This is a genomic window from Synechococcus sp. R65.1, assembly GCF_047461755.1.
Lineage (GTDB): Bacteria > Cyanobacteriota > Cyanobacteriia > Thermostichales > Thermostichaceae > Thermostichus.
The window spans coordinates 48357-65164 of the sequence record NZ_JANSHU010000005.1 but is presented as its reverse complement, the minus strand read 5'-3'; the positions used below and the strand labels follow the sequence as shown (position 1 = coordinate 65164).

Genomic DNA, 16808 nt, shown 5'->3' with positions numbered 1-16808 from the left:
GGGAAAAATGGAGACAGCGTCTCGAGTGTATCACTCTGCCCTGGGGATGCTATTCTAGCGAAGCCCGAGGACGAGGAATGCCTACCCATGGGGCGGCGGGGGGTAACAGTCTGGTTTACAGGGCTAAGTGGGGCGGGCAAAACCACCCTTAGCTGCGGCGTGGCCCAACAGTTGCAAGCTCTGGGTTTGCCGGTGGAAGTGCTTGACGGCGACCTAATGCGGCAACACCTCACCAAAGGGCTGGGCTTCAGCAAAGAAGACCGGGACAAGAACGTCCGCCGCATTGGCTTTGTGGCTAAGATGCTGACTCGCCACGGCGTGATCGTGCTGGTCTCGGCCATTTCTCCCTATCGGGCAACGCGGCAGGAGGTGCGGCAGCAGATCGGCAACTTTATCGAAGTCTTTGTGGATGCCCCCCTAGAGGTGTGCGAACAGCGCGATGTCAAGGGTCTCTATCGCCAGGCGCGAGCAGGCCTCATTCGGAACTTTACCGGCATTGACGATCCCTACGAGCCGCCGGAATGCCCAGAGGTGGTCTGCAAAACTGCCGAACAGAGCATCCCCGAATGCATTGAGCTGGTTATGCAAAGTCTCAGAAGCCGTGGCTATCTCTAACGAGGCTCAGAGAGCACCGGGCCTGGCCGACTGGGGATCCCTTGTGGGAAGATGTGAACGAGTATTTCTTTTCTGAGAGTCAAGGTAGCCATGGCAGTAACTCGTGCTGGACAAACCTTTGTGATGCGGGGCAGCAGCGAGGGAAACCCCGCCAAGTTCCTGGAGATGGCCAGCTCTCTGCTCAGCACCCACACCCGCCAGGGCAGTGGCAAGAAGGTTCAAGATCGCGCCTCCTACGGCAAGGCGGGTAGCCCCCGGGAGTTTCTGCAGATGGCTAGCGAACTGCGCCGATCTCTAGAGCAACGGGGGCGGTAGCCATTGGGATCCCTGTCCGGCTGGCCCAGCCAGGCGCTTTTGTTTTCGCCGCTTGGATCTCCCAGCAGGCTCTGCAACTCTTCAGCCGAGGGGAAAGGTACCTATCTGGGCCAGCAAACCGCCGGGGAGCGCAAGCAGCATGAAGAACAAAGGCTTTTGGCTGGTCGGGATCCTGGGGACGACCTTGGATCAGCTGAGCAAGCGCTGGGCGGTGGAGCGGCTGCTGCCGGGCCCGGAGATCCAGCTATGGCCAGGGGTGTTCCACCTCACCTACGTGGAAAACACCGGTGCTGCCTGGAGTCTGTTTGCCGATTCGGCGGAGTTTCTCAAGTGGGTCTCGCTAGGGGTGGCAATAGCCCTGGCGCTCCTGGCCCTGCGCAGCAGCAGCCTCAACCTTTGGGAGCAGGTGGGCTATGGCCTCATCTGGGCGGGAGCGGTGGGGAACGGCGTCGACCGCTTTCTCAACGGCTACGTGGTGGATTTTTTCAATTTCGTCTGGATTGGCTTCCCCGTGTTTAACGTGGCCGATGTGGCCATCAACCTGGGGGTGGTCTGCCTGGTGATTGGCCTGTGGCAGGGCAGCCCGAAGAAGACGGGGCCGGGATCCCTGCGAAAATTCGACTAAGCTGCCTACTTCACCCCCGCCCACCGGCAATCCTCCCGCTTGCTCCCTCGGAAGGAGAGGGAAGAGCTGGCGGCGCGCTCCACCACAACCCCAGGACTGGCCCCAGTCCCAGGAGCAGGCCCAACCCTGCTGGCGCGACAATGCCAGATCCCAGGCTTACCAGTAGGGCAAAGGCAAAATTGGCCCCATAGAGCAGCAGCGGCCCCAGCAACTGGCGGCGGTTAAGGACAGGCTGATCTTTCCCCCAGAGGAGGTTGGCCACGGTCATAAAGGCAGTCCCTGTCAGCATCCAGCCGCCGAAGTTTTGCAGCGGCATGCCAAAGAACGGCCCTGGCTGAAACCAGGTCCAGAAGGGGATCAGGCCGCGGGTCATGGCCGGATCCAGCACAAAGTCCCAGGCAGTGAGCAAGAGCGCTCCCAACAGAATGGCTTCAAAGTGGATTAGCCAGTGGCGCCCCGCTTGCAGAGCCACCCGCGCCAACAGGTAGGCCGATAACCCCACATAGAACCAGGACAGAGGGATTGTAAAGGGAACCAAGCCGGCAATCTTGTAGCCCAAGCCGCTGAGGTAGCCGTAGTCACCAAAGGGGATCCCAGTGCTGGTGCCCAGCAGCTCGCTGGCTAGGGAGATGCCCACCGCTGGGATCAAGAACATCAGCAGGCGTCGCACCCCCAGGAGGCGGGATCCCATTAGAACTGCCGCCAGCGCCCCAGACACCATGTAGGCAACGCCGCCGTTGCCCATGCTCCAAGAGAAGGCCTGTAGGCCAATGGGAGGCAAACTGGCCACCCACTCGGGATGCGGTACTACCCAAAGTAGGCCCACTAGGCCGAAGAGCAAGGAGAGAATGTGCAAGCCTAGCGCCAAAGCTTCCAACCACTGCCAGATTGACCCAGACCAAAGGAGAACACCTCGCCTGTTAAAAAACTGGAAAGGCAAGCTAACCAGAACACCAGAGGATAACAGCCAACGCATGAGAAGCTCCCGCGGGGTGGTTGGTCAGAGCCACTGCGCTTTCCCACAGCTTGGGCAGGGGCTGAGGAGAAAAGCGGGTGGCAAAAAGGAAAGTGGCACCCGAGCCAAACCGCCTAGTCTGCTCAAGGTATGCCTACTGATACTTTGCTGCCTATTGTATCAATTCGTAAACATTCTGCCTGGCTTTCCCCAGAGGCCCCCTTCCTCCGTGTCCCAGGAAGTCCTGAGGGGAGTCTACGCCCAGTTGAGCCGGGCTGTGGAGCGCCGGGACTGGGCTCAGGCCCTGCGCTTGGTGGATCTTTTGCGGCAGCAGTTGCAGGATCCCGCTCAGCTTCAGAAGCTGGAAGGCTACCGGCGGCAACTAGAGAGCTATCGTCAAGTCCAAGGGGACCCGCCGCCGCCCCAGTGGCCGCTTTTGCACAAACCCTTTATCGGTGACTTCCCGGTCACCAACCTCTTCGACCACGACCTGCCTTTGGGGAAGGAAGACGGCAATGGCCGGTTTGTCAGCGGCCAGGGCCAGGTTTGGACTCCCAGTCCCCAGCACCCCTGTGGCAAAAGCGATGGCCATGCCGGCTACGACTGGGCCATGCCGGTAGGCACCCCCATCCTGGCCGCCGCCCCTGGACGAGTTACTGTAGCGCGTCCGGAGCCAGAGTTTTTCTGCCCCAGCCTGAGCCGTCCAGTCAGAGGGCTGCGGGTGCGCATCCTGCACGAAGGGGAATCCCCGGGCGGGATCCGCCTAGAAACCCTCTACGCCCACCTCAGCCAAATCCGGGTACACGAGGGGCAGAGGGTGGCAGCTGGGGAGGTGATTGGCCTGTCAGGGGAAAGCGGCTGTGCCAGCGGGCCCCATCTCCACTTTGAGGTGCGCCGCTTTGACCAAACCAATTCCGGCCAGCCCGCCCCTGTCGATCCCTACGGCTGGTTTGGGGCTGGCCTGGATCCCTGGAGCATCCATCCCCTGGGAGCAGAGAGCCTGTTTCTTTGGCAGGTGGGCCAAGCCCCCAGCCTAGGGGCCTGTTGGCGGGCTCAACAGCTTCCTGGTCATAGACACCTACGACCCTAGAGCGGTGGCTAGAGATCGCGGCGGACAAAGCCATCTCCCTCCCACTGGTAGAGCGTAGCCCGCAAGTCGCGGCTAGCTCCCGGGGCACTGGAGAGGATTAGGATCCCCTGGGGACTGACCCGCAGGCTGGCGTTGTTCAAATCTGTTACGCTCAGCAGCGGCACAAGCCCCTCTGCTCGGTGTTCTAAGATCAGAACCGACCGCAGCAGGCTGATTCCCCCTCGCTCAGTGAGGAGCACCAACTTGGGCTGGGGAGTGGGTGTGATGTCAGTGCGCAGCTGAGCCTCGATTAGCCGACCTGGGATGGGCTCAGCCATGTGGAGCAGACGAAAATCGTACCCTCCTTGATGGTCAAAGCTGAGCACGCGCACCACGGGCTCCACCGTCGGCTGCCGCTGGATCTCAAACACGGCCACCACTCCCTGCTGCGAGGAGGAGAGCAACTGAGCAGGGAACAAGCGCAGGTTTTCCCCACGATTGCCGCGGATAAAATCCCACCAGATGGACTGACGAAACAGGGCTACAACTCCCTCGCGAGCAGTACTGCCTGCAGAGGCAGCAGGCAATAGCGGCAGCAGCGGCTGGGAATAGGCGGAAGCTGAGGCGACTGGCAGGGCCAAAGCCAAGGCCGCTCCCCCTACTATAAGCTTGCGCATGCTTCCCCCTCCTCCCCCAAAAACTGACTGCTCCTTTGGATTCAATCGTCATCCAGAATATCAGGCAGCATTCTTAGAAGTCGGCCAGGGCAAAAAGCGATAGCCTGCCTCCTCAACGGCAGCCACGATACCTGGCAGGGCCTCAGCGGTATGGGGCCAGCGGTCATGAAGCAGCAAAACTAGCGGTTGTTCCGAGTTCCTGAGCGCCTGCAACTGAGCGCGAACCCGCTCCACCAGCTGGGCCGGTATTTGGTCGGCATAGGCATCTTCAGGGCTAATGTTCCAGTAAACAACCTGATACCTCGCCTGTTCCAAAGAGTGGCGTAAAGCTGGATCTAGGGGAAAGCCCCCCGGTGGCCGAACAATCAGCTGAGGATCCAAGCCCAGCCTCTTCATCAGCTCGGTTGTCTGCTCCACCTCGGCATAAAATATCTCGTTGCTGCTGTAGAGACGTCGATAATCATGGGTAAAGGTATGGTTGGCTATCGTGTGGTGGTGAGCTTGAATGGACTGGGCCAACTCTGGAAATTGGGAAACATGAGTGCCGATAAGAAAGAAGGTGGCCGGAATCTGTAGCTGATCCAAAACCTCTAAAAGGCGAGGGGTGGACTGAGGCCAAGGCCCATCGTCAATCGTGAGGAAGGCAGAACGGGCCGGCACCTCCAACAAAGGCCCCAGCACTGCTTCCAAAGGCAGTTGCAAGGGCTGGCTATTTTCCGCTGGGTCGAGAAAGCTAGGATCTGGAACCCAGCCATGCTGTAGAAACACCTGTACATAAGCAGGCGCGGGTGTAATCAACAGACGCCCAGTGTGCTGGTCTTGGTTGCCCCAGTTGAGTTGATAGGGCAGTTCCTTGGCAACCTCAACCCTTGTGGAATGAGTGATTACAGCATAGGGAATGTCGATTAGATAATGCCCGTTCAGCCGCTCTTGATAGACCCAAGCAGCAGAGGGAGCCGATAGATAAATGAGTAGTTCTTGCGGATGGCTGCCTTGCAGAACGCGAACACTCTCAATTGGGAGAACGGGACTGTATCCTAGAGTCGAGGTGAGGTTGAGGTTGAAAAGAGGGCGGGCCCCCGCAGCACCGTAATATAGACCCACCAAGAGGAAAGCCAAAAAAAAGATCACCGCCTTCAGAAAATGCATGGAGTTGCCAAGGTTTTCACAACAACTACAGAGCAAAAGACTATCACCACTCCCTGCAGCAAGTAGGGTAAGCCTAAATTGAGTGCAGGCGCTCTTCCCACTTACGGGGAGGTGAGGATCGGCGGATGTCCCGCCAGATGGCCGTGGCGGCCAGCGCTCCATCAGCCACGGCAATCGCCACCTGGTTGAGGCCCTGCTTCAAATCTCCTACTGCAAACAGGCGCGGGTGGGAAGTGCGGCACCATTCATCGGTGAGCAGGTTCTCCCCTTGCCATGTCAAGCCGGGGATCCCTTTCAAATAGCCGTTGTGGTACTTGGCGCCCATGGCTACCAGGCCAGTAGTAGCCTCGATGTAGGTGCCGTCCTCCAGCTCTACTCCTTGCAGCTGGTGGTTTTCTCCAAGAAAGCGACGAATGGGAGCTTCGTAGAGAGGGTAACCATGATCTGCCAGCTTTTTGCGTATCTCGGGGCCAACCGAGCACAAGCCATGGGTTAACACCGAGATATAAGGCGTAAACCAGTTGAGGACAAAAGCTGTATTAATCCGATCTTCTGAATTGACAATCAATACTGCTTTCTGATCCCGCATTTCATAGCCATCGCAGATCATGCAGACATGGAGCGAGTAGCCTGCATATTCGTAAACATTCTGCATATCAGCCAATTGAGGCAGATAATCAATAATACCTGTTGCCGCAATCAAATACTTGCTGCGAAAAATAGGGTAGACACTGTTGACTTTCCCCACCTTGACCTTGACAGCAAAAAGCTCCCCCTCATCTGTAACATCTTCCACATAGCCCCCTAGATAGTCCACCCCCAAGCTAAGGGCGTGCTCCCTTCCTTGTCGCAACAGCTCTCGTCCTGGCGTGTTTGGCGGCAGGCCCAAATAGTTGCGCAAGTCCTGCATCCAAAAAGAGCGGCCTCTGCCCTTTTCCACCACCAAGCAGCTCAAGCCGTAGCGGGCCAAGTAAATGGCTGCCGACAACCCCCCCGCGCCACCGCCAGCAATAATGACATCGTAAATTTTGTTTAAGCCAACTTCTAGGTTCTTGCTGTTTAGTTTCATAAGAAGGGATCCTCCCGCAGGCTTTCTACTAGATAGCCTTCAGGCGTATCGAGGTGAAGGGATCAGTTCCAGCAACCGTCTAGAATAGGGGCTGAACTCTCTGTCAGGAGAAGAGTCGTATGCCGGTCATCCCAGCCGCCGTTGCCCTCATCTTTATCGGCTACCTGTTCAGCTCTGTCAAGATCATTAGCCAGGGCTATGAGGCACTGGTAGAACGTCTGGGTAGGTTTCACCGCAAGCTAACACCCGGCTTGCACGTCATCTTTCCCCCCATCGACAGGATTGTGTTCCAGGAAACTATCCGCGAGAAGGTACTGGACGTGCCGCCGCAGCAGTGCATCACCAGCGATAATGTTTCACTAATGGCCGACGCAGTGGTTTACTGGCGCATCACGGATATGATCAAGGCTCGCTATGCGGTAGAAGATGTGCAGCGAGCTTTGGTGAACTTGGTGCTGACGGCGCTGCGGGCTGAGATTGGCCGCATGGACCTGGATCAGACCTTTTCCTCGCGCGCCGAGATCAACGCCCGCCTTCTGGCCGAACTGGACGAGGCCACGGATCCCTGGGGGATCAAGATCACGCGCGTGGAAGTCAGGGATATTCAACCCTCCAAAACCGTGCAGGACTCGATGGAAAAGCAAATGGCTGCCGAGCGGGAGAAGCGGGCCGCCATCCTCAGGTCAGAGGGGGAACAGCAGGCCAGCATCAACCAGGCGGCAGGGGCTGCCAAGGCCCAACTCCTGCGGGCAGAAGCCGAAAAGCGACAGCGGCTGCTATTGGCCGAGGGTACAGCAGAGGCCATCAAAACCATTGCCGCTGCCTTGCAAGAACACCCCGAGGCAGCCAACGCCTTGCAATACCTGATGGCCCAAAGCTACATCGATATGGGCCTCAAAGTGGGCAGCAGCCCCAGCTCGAAGGTCATTTTTATGGATCCCCGCTCCATCCCTGCCACCCTGCAAGGGCTGGTCTCGATGGTGGATATCTCCAAGGTTAGCCAGGGATCAAGCTCCCAAGCTTCCGAGGCCCCGCAATTGCGTACCTCGGCGGCATTCTCGTCTGACCTTGAGATTCCTCCACTCAATTCTTAGGATCTCCCCCGGGCCGAAGCCGCTTACGCCCTTCGAGCCGTAGGCTTGGGCCTGCGGTGACCTGGTTTTCCACATTGGCGTCCGTCGCTAGTTGGTAGAGAAGCTGCAACCGGGGTGCGGGCGACAGCCAAGCTAGGGGATCCTGGCCTCCTCATCCCTGCGGCTATGGTAGTTGCGGATCGCCCGCCTGACCAAGGTGAGAAAGGCGTAGGCCCGTTGATCTGTAGGATCCAAGCGCATCACCGTTTGAAAAGCCTCTTCTGCCCGCCGCAGCACCTCAAGATCGATCTGGCCCTCGACCTCTGCTTCCAGTTGGGCCTTTTGCAACAGCAGGGCCCCCCGGTTGTAGTGGGCTGCAACATGGCCGGGATCCGCCGCCACCACCGCCTCCAGTTCGGCCAGGGCTGGATCCAGATAGCCGCTCATACCCAGCACCCAGGCCAGCTTGTAGCGAGCCTCTGTATGGGTGGGATCCTCGGCAACTGCCCGGCGAAATGCTTGAATGGCAGCCGGAAAATCGCCCGCCTGAACCGCTGCGATGCCTTCTTGGTAACTGTCGCTGGCCATAGGCAAGGTTGATCCCTGATCTGCAGCTTAGCCCTTTCTAGCTGGGATCTCCCAGTTTTCCCACCCAAATGTGAGAAGCGGTTCAGCGCTTTTCCCCCTGAGCCTGCCATCTGCAGCAAGGGAAACTGCCTCAGCAGGAGATCTGAGATTGCGCGAAGCTCGCTCCAGTAAAACTCTGCCCCTTCCTAGGCTGAACATAGCCACTGAATGTCAGGTCGAACCATGGACGCCAAACTGCTCTTCCTGCCGCTGGCTTTGGGGCTGTCGGTGGCGCCCACCGCCGCTGTTTTTCCCAAAACGCTAGGCATCTACCCCTCGCTGCCAAGGCTACAACTAGCTGACACTCGCCTAGAAACCGGGGCCCGCTCCATCCTCGTCAACCCTGTGCCTTCCGACTTGCAGGTGACCTTGGAGCTGGATCGGCGCGGCTCTAACCCCATCTACCGGCCTGGCGAGCCGATTCGCCTGACTCTCAGTACCAACCGTGACGCCTACGTCTACCTGTTTAGCATCCAAGCCGATGGACGCACTCACCTTATTTTGCCCAATCCCTTCTCGGGTGGAGAGGAGTTTCTGCGGGCCGGCGAAGTGCGCACCTTCCCACCCCCTGGCGCCAGCTACCGCCTGACCATTGCCCCGCCCTTTGGCCAAGCCCAAGTGTTGGCGGTGGCCTCCCCCCGGCCGCTCAACTTCCAGGAGATCGTTGCTTTTGAAGAGAGTGGCTCCTTTGCCCGGGTGCAGGTGGAGGGATCCAGACTAGGCGACGCCATCGCCCGCGCCATCCTCGTCGAGAAGATCCCTGCCCGCGAATGGGCGACCACCACTCGCTTCTATCGCGTCGCTCCCCGCTGAGCTCTCAGCCTAGAGCAAGGACGCCCAGCAGCCCAAACCTGCCCAAAAAAGGCAGCGCAGGCTCCCTGGCAGACACTCCGCGCCGCTGCCGCGACAGGGATAGACCGCCTTGTGGTAGGAAGCTCCTCTAGTTACAAGCTGTGGAAGAATCCTCACCCCCTAGGACTGGGGAGAACCTCAACGAAACTTAAGCCCAAGAGAAGAACAGCCGTCAAGCTCACGGCCAACATCAGGCCAGCGGGCAGAAATTTGCCAGTTTTGCGGTAGCGCAAGGCAAAAAGAAGGGATCCCAGCGCCGCCGTCCCTAAGCCCAAGCCTAGGCCCCAACGGGGATCCGCTCCCAGGAGGCCATAGCTAGCTCCGCTGAGAACAGCTCCCACCAAACCTCCAACTAAAGACTTGAGACTTTTGCCTCTTCTATAACCGACCACTCCGCCTACCAAAAGCAGTACCCCGTAGACGAGCAAAGTAATCCGTGCAATCGCCATGACAAGAAAAAAGTTTCCTACCTTGCTTTAGTCCACAACAATTTCGCGGATTAGAGGCAGGCGGAGAGTAATGTAACGGTTGAGAACTGAGGTATCGACCGTGCTGAGGGCATATCTTTTCTGACAGGCATTCAGGAGGAGATTGACCAAGTCATCGTCACGCTGATTCAGCCAATCCGGTCTGCCGATCTCGCTGACCAAAGACCAAAATTGACGTATCATCTCAGGAGTCATGGCATCGTCCATCGCCTAGGGTAAGGGCTAAACTGCAAGAGTGAACCAGGCTAGCGATCCCATTCTAACCAGGCTGGCGATCCCATTCTAGGGAAAACAAGCGCTCCCCAGAACCGACATTTCAGCTCCGTCACAACTTAGGATAAGATGTTACGCTTCCCCACAAAGCTCAGCAAACAGCGACTACCTGCTTCAGAAGGCTTCAAGCTAAAACCTCCAGATCGTTAGCTCCAATAGCTACGAAACCATAGCTGGTACAATGACTCCCCTGGCAACTTTTTTTCTCTGTTTTACCTTACTTACCCAATCCTCAGCGCAGCCACCTTCCTTGTTCTGTCAGTCTAGAGCTTCCCCTTGGGGTTTACCCCCATGGATCTTACCTGTAGCCCCGTCTCATCCTCAACTGAATTTGACTCTAAGCCTAGCTCCCCCGGCTTGTTGCTAGAGCAACTGCCTGATGGCTACTAGCTGGCGCCGCTAAAATCTCCTCCTGCCGAGCAAGCTGCTTGCCTCCCTAGCCAACAAAGAGCAAATCTGGAAAATCGGGGCAAACAGAGCGCTTGCCTCTTTAACTCCTTCCTAGCCCAGCATGAAGCGCGACTTACGGACTCCGTCCTGCTGACCCAAGAAGGCCTCCAGCTTGCTCTTGCAAGAAGACAGCTCTGCTGTCCGTCCTACCCTTGCCCGCTCTGCTTGGGCTAGCGGTGTGGGGCACCAGGGACGACGTTTATCTCTCAGATAGCTCCTCATCTCTAGAGTGGATGATTACTCTTCCCCCCTGCCAATCCAAACTCAGGGGTTTCGCTTCTGCCTCGATACCTAGCTGGGCCCAGGCGCTGACCATGGCCGCTCCTACCCCTTCTCGCTCCTCAGGCGCACAGAACGCCAGGAGGGTAGGCCCAGCCCCGCTGATCACCACTCCGTAGGCTCCTGCAGCCAGGGCTGCCTCCTGGACTGCCTTGAAACCAGGGATCAACTCCATGCGGGCCGGTTGGTGCAGCCGATCCTGCAAAGCCACCCTCAGCCAGTCCACCCGCCCCGACTGCAAGCTGCGGATGAGCAGCCCCAGATGGCTGCTGGAAAAAACGGCATCGGCCAAGCTGACGGACTTGGGCAGGATCTCGCGGGCTGCCTGAGTGGAGAGCTTGAAGTTAGGCACCGCTGCCACAATCCCAATGCGCTCGTGCCACTCCACCGGGCAGAACACCCACTGCCCTTGCTGTCCCTGCACACAGAGCTGACAGCCGCCTTGAAGGGCGGGCACCACGTTGTCGGGGTGACCTTCGAGGACAATGGCTAACTGGAGGAGGGTCTCGGAGGCTAGGTTAAGGGATCCAATGGCATTGGCTCCCAGCAGGCCGCCGACAATAGCAGTGGCAGAACTGCCCAGCCCTCGCGCCAGGGGCACGTTGAGGGTAATCTCAATTTCCACTCCCGGCACAGGCTTGTCCAGCAGCTCAAAGGCCCGGCAGAAGGCGCGATACACCAAGTTGTCCTTGCCCTGGCTGATAGGATCGCCGCCGCGGTAGTGAATGCTGAGTCCAGCAGGGATCTCGCGAAACTGGAAGTGGTTGTAGAGCTGCAGGGCTGCACCCATGCAGTCAAACCCTGGCCCCAGGTTGGCGGTAGTGGCTGGGACAATTACCTCTACTCGCTCTTTGACCAAGGGAAAGCTCCTGAGCGAACAGCGGGCACCTCACACCTACTATCCCACAGACGGTGGATCTCAGGCTCTCAGGGCCTCAATGGGATCCAGTTGCGCCGCTTTGCGGGCGGGGAAAATGCCAAAGACCAGTCCAACCCCCGTCGAGAGGGAAAAAGATATGACCACTGCCACGGGATCGACAGTCGTGGCCAAAGGGGTAAACATTCGCACTGCCACCAGGAGGCCGCTGCTGAGGAGGATCCCGGCCACTCCCCCGCTGACGGCAATCAGGATAGCCTCGGTTGCAAACTGCTGCAAAATTTGCCGACTGTCGGCCCCAATTGCCTTGCGCAAGCCAATCTCAGGGGTGCGTTCTGCCACCGAGATCAACATCACGTTCATGATCCCCACCCCACCCACCAGCAGCGAGAGCGCCGCTGTGCCGCTCAGCAGTACCCGCAGTAGAGTTAAAATCCTGGCTGCCCCATCCAGCAACACTTTCTGGTTGCGGATGACGAAGTCATCTTCTCCTATCAGTTGGTGCCGCTGGCGCAACAGGTTGCGGATCTGGAACTCGGCAGCCGGCAAATCTGCCTCGGAGCGGGCTGAGACAAAGATGGCCGTCAACTCCAGGCCATAGGGAGAGCGCCGTCCAACAAAGCGGTTGGCCACCACGTCTACCGGCAGAAACAGGCGGGCATCGTTGTTGCCAAACACTGTTGGCTTGGGGCGCAAAATGCCGACTACCTCAAAGGGCAAGTTGTTGAGCAGCAGCGTCTCTCCAATAGCGGCGGCGGGATCCAAGCCGAACAGCTCGCGGGCGGCCTCACTGCCCAGCACTACCACCGGGCGCTGCTCCTCAATGTCCGCTGGCAAGAGGAAGCGGCCCTCCTCGACCTCTAAATTCAGCACCGACAAATACTCCGGCCAGGTGCCTATGACCTCATAGCGGCGATCCACCCCGCCCCGCACAGCCCGCACATTGACCGCCAGGCTGGGGACAGCTGCCGATACCGCAGGCACTTCCGCAGCAATCGCCCGCAGGTCGTCGAGGGTAAGAGGACGGACGTTGCTGGCATCCGCTAGGCCAAAGCTGGAAGAGAAGACAATCAGCAAATTGGTGCCCAAAGCCCGAAACTGATCCACGGCCAGCTCCTGGGCAGCATGGCCAAAGCCAGCAATGGCTACCACTGCCGCGTTGCCGATGAGGATCCCCAGCATGCTCAAGCCTGTGCGCAAGCGGTGCCGTCGCACCATTTGCCAGGCCATTTTGGCTGCAACCAGAAAGCTCATGGGTGCGACCTAACTCTCCCACTTCGGCTAGGACGGCGCTCTTGTGGAAGCAAACTCTGCAGGGTTACTCCTGGCGGCAGCGCCGTAAAGACCCGATCCCCCGCCTGCAGGCCGGAGAGGATCTGGGTGATCCCTCCCTGGGTGAGGCCCGTTTCTACTGGCCGATAGACAGGCCGCTGGGTTTGCGGATCCAACAGGATTACCCCCTCTTGGCCCCCCTCCCGCAGGATGGCCACCGAGGGCACCGTGAGGGCTTGGGGTTGCTGCTCCCCGAGAAAATCCACCGAGACGTTCATGCCAATGCGCAGAAAGTCTGCCTCCTGCTCCGGCTCGATCGCGACCCGAAAGACGGTGACCTCCCGCACCACCACCGTGGCAGGGGCAATCCGCTTCACTCGTCCCCGTACCACTCGATCCGGATAGGCCAGGGATCGGATCTCCACCGGCTGTCCCACCCGCACCTGGGCAATCTGCGCCTCCGGCACCTCCGCTCGCACCTCGATCCCCTGGGCCAACGCCAGGATGGAGCTAGAGGAAGCAGCAGTAGCGTCGGAAGCTGCGGTTGTGGGAGTTACAAAGGATCCCACCTCGGCAAAGCGCTGCACCACCACACCGGAAAAGGGCGCCCGGATCTCGGCCTCAGCTAGGCGAGATTGCCGCTGGGCTAGCTCGGCTTGGGCCTGGGCAATCTGGGCTTGGATCTGCTGCAGCGTTTCTGGGCGGCTACCTAACCGCAATCGCTCCAACTCTTGTTGGGCAGCTTGCAAGTCCGCTTGCGCTTGTTCCAAGCGAGCTAGGCGTTGATCCAGCTCGCTGCGGGCTACAGCCCCCTCCTGCACCAGCCCCTGAATCCGTTCCAGCTCCTTTTGGGCCAAACTCACCTGCGCCTGCGCCGCATCCACCCTGGCCTGGGCTGCTGCGATGACCTGGGGTCGCTCGCCGGCTTGCAATTCCGCCAGGCGGGCCTGTAGCTCTTGGATGCGGGCTTGGGCTTGGCGAATGCCGCTAGTTAGATCGCCGTAGTCCATCCGGGCTAGCACCTGCCCTGCCACCACCTCATCTCCCTGATCCACCAATAGCTCCGCCAAACGGCCCGCCTCCCGAGGACCAACATTCACCTGGCGAATGGGCTGCACCTGGCCGCTTACCCGCAGCCGTTGGACTAGATCCACTACCTCGACGGGCACCGTCAACCTTTGTAGGCGCTGTACCCTCTGCTGCTGGAGGTACCGCTGAACCAAGATACCACCCCCTCCCAAGCTAGCCAGCAGCAGACCCAAGAGAATCCAGCCAGTAGGCCACCCTTTCCTAGGGGGTTCGGGCTGGAGCAGGGGTTGGTCTGCAGATTTGGCAGGGGGCAGGGATCCCGTCTGGGGCTTCACGGCGTCTCCCGCCTCTCACAAGAGCCTACAATCTAGCCTATCTAGCAAAGAGAGGGGCGCCAACGCAGTCTTGAGCTCCGGGGTCGTCCGGCCCTTCGAGACCTGTACAAAAAGCAGGGGGATTGCTACGATAGTTAGCCGCTGAGAGCGCGGGAAAGCCATGAACGCTCGCATCAACCCCGAGGCCATCCTCCGCCTTGTGGAGGCGGAATACCTGAAGCCGGACCTACCTGAGATCCACGTTGGGGATCAGGTGCGGGTGGGGGTACGCATTCAAGAAGGTGGCAAAGAGCGAGTGCAAACTTTTGAAGGCACGGTCATTGCCATGCGCCATGCGGGTCTCAACCGCACCATCACCGTGCGCAAGGTTTTCCAGGGCATTGGCGTGGAGCGCGTCTTCCCAGTTCACTCGCCGCGCATCGAGTCCATTCAGGTGCTACGGCGGGGCAAAGTGCGCCGCGCCAAGCTCTTCTACCTGAGGAAGCGAGTAGGCAAAGCCACGCGCATCAAAGCCAAGGAAGATCTCCAGGAGGAGGCCCTTTAAAGCTACAGGGAAACTTGCTAGGCTAGATAGAAAGCTAGTCTCTAGTGCGTCCTTAGTTCAGCTGGTAGAACGTCGGTCTCCAAAACCGGATGTCGGGGGTTCGAGTCCTCCAGGACGCGTTACTTAGAGCTCAAGCTGGCCTTTGCAGTGCAACCTGTATACTCTGCCAAGCTAGGCTTTACCGGCCTCTTTCTTGATCCGCTCCAATTCTGCCTGCAGCTCAGCAATCCGCTGGCGCAGTCGAGCTGCCTCTGACAGCTCAATGGCAGTGCTCCCTTCTGCCTCTGCCTCGCCCATATCTTCAATGGTGATTCTGCGGGGGCCACCGGCAGCCTTTCCCTCTTCCTTGCGGCTGACAGTGGCGGCAATAGCGTCCATGTAGGCTCGCGCCTCCTCGGCTCTCATTGCCCCCAGCTCTACCAATTCATCTACTAGAACCTGTACCTGCTTGCGCAGCTCCAGCAGGCGGTCTCTGGCATTCCCAGCCACCTTGGGGACGTTGTCGGCAACTAGCGCCGCCAGACCCATGCCGAAGTAGAAGGCCTTTTGAGCCAAGTTGGCAAGGGGATTGTCTTTTTCAGCCATAGGGTGTGCCCTGCTAGTGCCCGTGGAACCCAGCTGCGGGAAAAGGGCGACCTGGGTTGACGCGCCTGCTCAGAGCATCCCGTAGTGCTGCTATCTTCCGATCCTGACACGGTTTGGGCGTCCGAGCCGCACGGACCCAGGTCTTCCAGTAGCCTAGCATTTTTTTTCCTGCTTGGCTTGCTGTCTAGCGGTGAGCCTAGGGAGTGCCTGGGGGCTCCAAATAGACTGGGATCCGCTCTCCCGCCCTCTCGCTGCGCTGTACCTCTTCTTTCTGAGCTTGAGGGATCGCCACGGGCAAGGTAACCGGCTGAGCAACAAAACAACTGGCCACCGGCAGGGCCTGCTCCAGTTCGTCGAGGGGGCGTGGGATCACGGCCACGGCGTTTAGCTCGCCGATGCGCTCTGCCTCGTACATGCCCGCATCGATGGCAATGGCCACGTTGGAGACCGTGCCGCGAATGATGACCGTACACAAGCCGTCGCCAATGGTCTCGTAGGCGGCTAGCTGCACATCGGCTGTTTTCAGCATTGTGTCAGCAGCCCCCACCATGGCGGGGAAGCCGCGGGTCTCCAGCAGGCCCACGGCTAGGTTGCTGAGGCGGCTGTAGCCCCGACTTTGGGCCAGCTGAGACAGCTTGCTGCTAATAGGCAGCACCACCTCTAGGTTGGGCAGGGGCCTTGGGATCACCAGACTGGAGATCTCCTCCTGGTTAAACTGGCGAGCCACTTCAATCCCCTCTTCGATGGCAATGCGCACATCGGCGATGTTCCCCCGCACAATTGCCGTGCAGTAGCCGCCGGAGATCTTCTCAAAGCCAATGAGAGTCACGCCGGCCGACTTGGTCATGGCGTCGGCAACGCGGACAATGACGGGGAAGCTGCGCGTCTGAATAAGGCCCAGAGAGGTGGACATGGCACTCTACTTCCTCGATGCCAGGGTAGCTCTCAGAACCGCCCATCCCGCGAGGAGAGAACCTGACGGTGAGGGTAGATCTTGCCCAACAGCCGCTCCAGCTCGGCACGGCCTGGGATCCCGTTGAGCCTGCCTGCCCCCCTCTGTTCTTGCGCTGGCTCCGCCGCTGCTTGCTCCTGAGGGGTTACCTCTGCCTCAGAAGAAGGAGGAGGGGCCTCGGACACCCCTTGGACAGGGGCTGCGGGCAACTCTTGCACCCTCTCTGTCTCTTCTGGCTCTGTCTGGGTTACTCCAGTCGCCTCTTCCTCGCTTCCCCAGGTGGGATCCCCAAGTAGCGAGCCGGGAGGAATGACTGCCTGGCGGAGTATTGAACAGTTGAGCAGCGTGGCTTCCGAGCCAATGCAGGCATTTTCGCTGATGGTGCCTTGCCCAATCACCAGCACCCCCCTTCCCAAAGTAGCCCCCGCCTCCACAACCAGGGATCCCCCACAGGCGTGCAGGATAGAGCCCGCGCCAATACAGACGCCCCGCCCGATGTGGATACGGCAGCCGGGATTGGCGCGCAGCAGCACCCCTGGGCCGATGCTTGCCTCCTCCTCTATGTCTACCTCACCACTGACAACGTAGTGGGCTTTACCGCTCTGCGCAAGCCAGGCTTGGGACCTGAGGGAGGTGGGCAGAGTGGAAGCCAAGGTGCTTCTCATCGCTAGAGGGCTGGCTGGAAACCAACCCGGAAC

Annotated in this window: 20 protein-coding genes, 1 tRNA gene and 1 other RNA gene; 8 read left to right on the top strand and 14 right to left on the bottom strand. The window is 59.3% G+C overall.

Annotated features, from left to right (window positions below; genetic code table 11):
• Nucleotides 1-87 precede the first annotated feature (87 nt).
• From cysC to lspA, 3 genes are all read left to right on the top strand, one after another.
• Nucleotides 88-615: an adenylyl-sulfate kinase gene (gene cysC, locus NW814_RS03865; protein ID WP_414405272.1), complete on the top strand. Its 528-nt coding sequence runs from the start codon at nt 88-90 to the stop codon at nt 613-615.
• 90 nt (nt 616-705) lie between these two features.
• Complete coding sequence (locus NW814_RS03860; protein ID WP_414405271.1) at nt 706-930, top strand: hypothetical protein; 225 nt, start codon at nt 706-708, stop codon at nt 928-930.
• Nucleotides 931-1069: 139 nt separating this feature from the next.
• Complete coding sequence (lspA, locus tag NW814_RS03855) at nt 1070-1555, top strand: signal peptidase II (RefSeq protein ID WP_414405270.1); 486 nt, start codon at nt 1070-1072, stop codon at nt 1553-1555.
• 10 nt (nt 1556-1565) lie between these two features.
• Here lspA and NW814_RS03850 read toward each other — a convergent pair whose 3' ends face one another.
• Nucleotides 1566-2411: a carotenoid biosynthesis protein gene (locus NW814_RS03850; RefSeq protein ID WP_414405269.1), complete on the bottom strand. Its 846-nt coding sequence runs from the start codon at nt 2409-2411 to the stop codon at nt 1566-1568.
• Between the two features lie 328 nt (nt 2412-2739).
• Between NW814_RS03850 and NW814_RS03845 the strand changes: the two genes are divergently transcribed.
• Nucleotides 2740-3600 carry a M23 family metallopeptidase gene (locus tag NW814_RS03845; RefSeq protein ID WP_414405268.1) on the top strand — a complete coding sequence of 287 codons (861 nt, stop codon included), beginning with the start codon at nt 2740-2742 and terminating at the stop codon, nt 3598-3600.
• Nucleotides 3601-3608: 8 nt separating this feature from the next.
• On the opposite strand, the gene NW814_RS03840 is transcribed toward NW814_RS03845, so the two are convergent.
• From NW814_RS03840 to NW814_RS03830, 3 genes are all read right to left on the bottom strand, one after another.
• The gene (locus NW814_RS03840) at nt 3609-4256 is read right to left on the bottom strand and encodes a hypothetical protein (RefSeq protein ID WP_414394924.1); all 648 of its coding nucleotides are present in this window, start codon (nt 4254-4256) and stop codon (nt 3609-3611) included.
• 60 nt (nt 4257-4316) lie between these two features.
• On the bottom strand, nt 4317-5405 hold the full coding sequence (locus tag NW814_RS03835; protein WP_414405267.1) for a polysaccharide deacetylase family protein: 1089 nt from the start codon (nt 5403-5405) through the stop codon (nt 4317-4319).
• 73 nt (nt 5406-5478) lie between these two features.
• On the bottom strand, nt 5479-6474 hold the full coding sequence (locus tag NW814_RS03830) for an NAD(P)/FAD-dependent oxidoreductase (protein WP_414405266.1): 996 nt from the start codon (nt 6472-6474) through the stop codon (nt 5479-5481).
• A 119-nt stretch (nt 6475-6593) separates the two neighbouring features.
• Between NW814_RS03830 and NW814_RS03825 the strand changes: the two genes are divergently transcribed.
• Nucleotides 6594-7568: an SPFH domain-containing protein gene (locus NW814_RS03825; RefSeq protein ID WP_414394927.1), complete on the top strand. Its 975-nt coding sequence runs from the start codon at nt 6594-6596 to the stop codon at nt 7566-7568.
• Between the two features lie 132 nt (nt 7569-7700).
• Here NW814_RS03825 and NW814_RS03820 read toward each other — a convergent pair whose 3' ends face one another.
• Nucleotides 7701-8135, bottom strand: a complete 435-nt coding sequence (locus NW814_RS03820) for a tetratricopeptide repeat protein (RefSeq protein WP_414405265.1) — start codon at nt 8133-8135, stop codon at nt 7701-7703.
• A 222-nt stretch (nt 8136-8357) separates the two neighbouring features.
• Here NW814_RS03820 and NW814_RS03815 point away from each other — a divergent pair, with 222 nt between their 5' ends.
• Nucleotides 8358-8987, top strand: a complete 630-nt coding sequence (locus tag NW814_RS03815; protein ID WP_414394931.1) for a DUF4384 domain-containing protein — start codon at nt 8358-8360, stop codon at nt 8985-8987.
• Nucleotides 8988-9139: 152 nt separating this feature from the next.
• Here NW814_RS03815 and NW814_RS03810 read toward each other — a convergent pair whose 3' ends face one another.
• The 5 genes from NW814_RS03810 to NW814_RS03790 form a co-directional block, all read right to left on the bottom strand.
• Nucleotides 9140-9475 (bottom strand): TMEM14 family protein, encoded by a 336-nt coding sequence (locus tag NW814_RS03810; protein WP_414394932.1) that lies wholly within the window; start codon nt 9473-9475, stop codon nt 9140-9142.
• Between the two features lie 27 nt (nt 9476-9502).
• The gene (locus NW814_RS03805; RefSeq protein WP_414405264.1) at nt 9503-9709 is read right to left on the bottom strand and encodes a hypothetical protein; all 207 of its coding nucleotides are present in this window, start codon (nt 9707-9709) and stop codon (nt 9503-9505) included.
• A 727-nt stretch (nt 9710-10436) separates the two neighbouring features.
• Nucleotides 10437-11375, bottom strand: a complete 939-nt coding sequence (gene thrB / locus NW814_RS03800; protein ID WP_414405263.1) for a homoserine kinase — start codon at nt 11373-11375, stop codon at nt 10437-10439.
• 60 nt (nt 11376-11435) lie between these two features.
• Complete coding sequence (locus tag NW814_RS03795) at nt 11436-12647, bottom strand: ABC transporter permease (RefSeq protein WP_414405262.1); 1212 nt, start codon at nt 12645-12647, stop codon at nt 11436-11438.
• Entirely contained in the window at nt 12644-14029 is a 1386-nt protein-coding gene (locus tag NW814_RS03790; RefSeq protein WP_414405261.1) for an efflux RND transporter periplasmic adaptor subunit, read from the bottom strand. The genes NW814_RS03795 and NW814_RS03790 overlap by 4 nt, the downstream gene beginning before the upstream one ends.
• A gap of 160 nt (nt 14030-14189) precedes the next feature.
• Here NW814_RS03790 and rplS point away from each other — a divergent pair, with 160 nt between their 5' ends.
• Entirely contained in the window at nt 14190-14573 is a 384-nt protein-coding gene (gene rplS, locus NW814_RS03785; RefSeq protein ID WP_414394941.1) for a 50S ribosomal protein L19, read from the top strand.
• A 46-nt stretch (nt 14574-14619) separates the two neighbouring features.
• A tRNA-Trp gene (locus NW814_RS03780) sits at nt 14620-14692 on the top strand.
• 52 nt (nt 14693-14744) lie between these two features.
• On the opposite strand, the gene NW814_RS03775 is transcribed toward NW814_RS03780, so the two are convergent.
• From NW814_RS03775 to NW814_RS03760, 4 genes are all read right to left on the bottom strand, one after another.
• On the bottom strand, nt 14745-15158 hold the full coding sequence (locus NW814_RS03775) for a hypothetical protein (protein ID WP_414405260.1): 414 nt from the start codon (nt 15156-15158) through the stop codon (nt 14745-14747).
• A 45-nt stretch (nt 15159-15203) separates the two neighbouring features.
• Nucleotides 15204-15301: signal recognition particle sRNA small type (gene ffs / locus NW814_RS03770), an RNA gene on the bottom strand.
• Between the two features lie 53 nt (nt 15302-15354).
• Nucleotides 15355-16071 carry a carbon dioxide-concentrating mechanism protein CcmK gene (locus NW814_RS03765; protein WP_414394944.1) on the bottom strand — a complete coding sequence of 239 codons (717 nt, stop codon included), beginning with the start codon at nt 16069-16071 and terminating at the stop codon, nt 15355-15357.
• A 32-nt stretch (nt 16072-16103) separates the two neighbouring features.
• Nucleotides 16104-16775 (bottom strand): hypothetical protein, encoded by a 672-nt coding sequence (locus NW814_RS03760; protein WP_414405259.1) that lies wholly within the window; start codon nt 16773-16775, stop codon nt 16104-16106.
• Between the last annotated feature and the right edge of the window lie 33 nt (nt 16776-16808).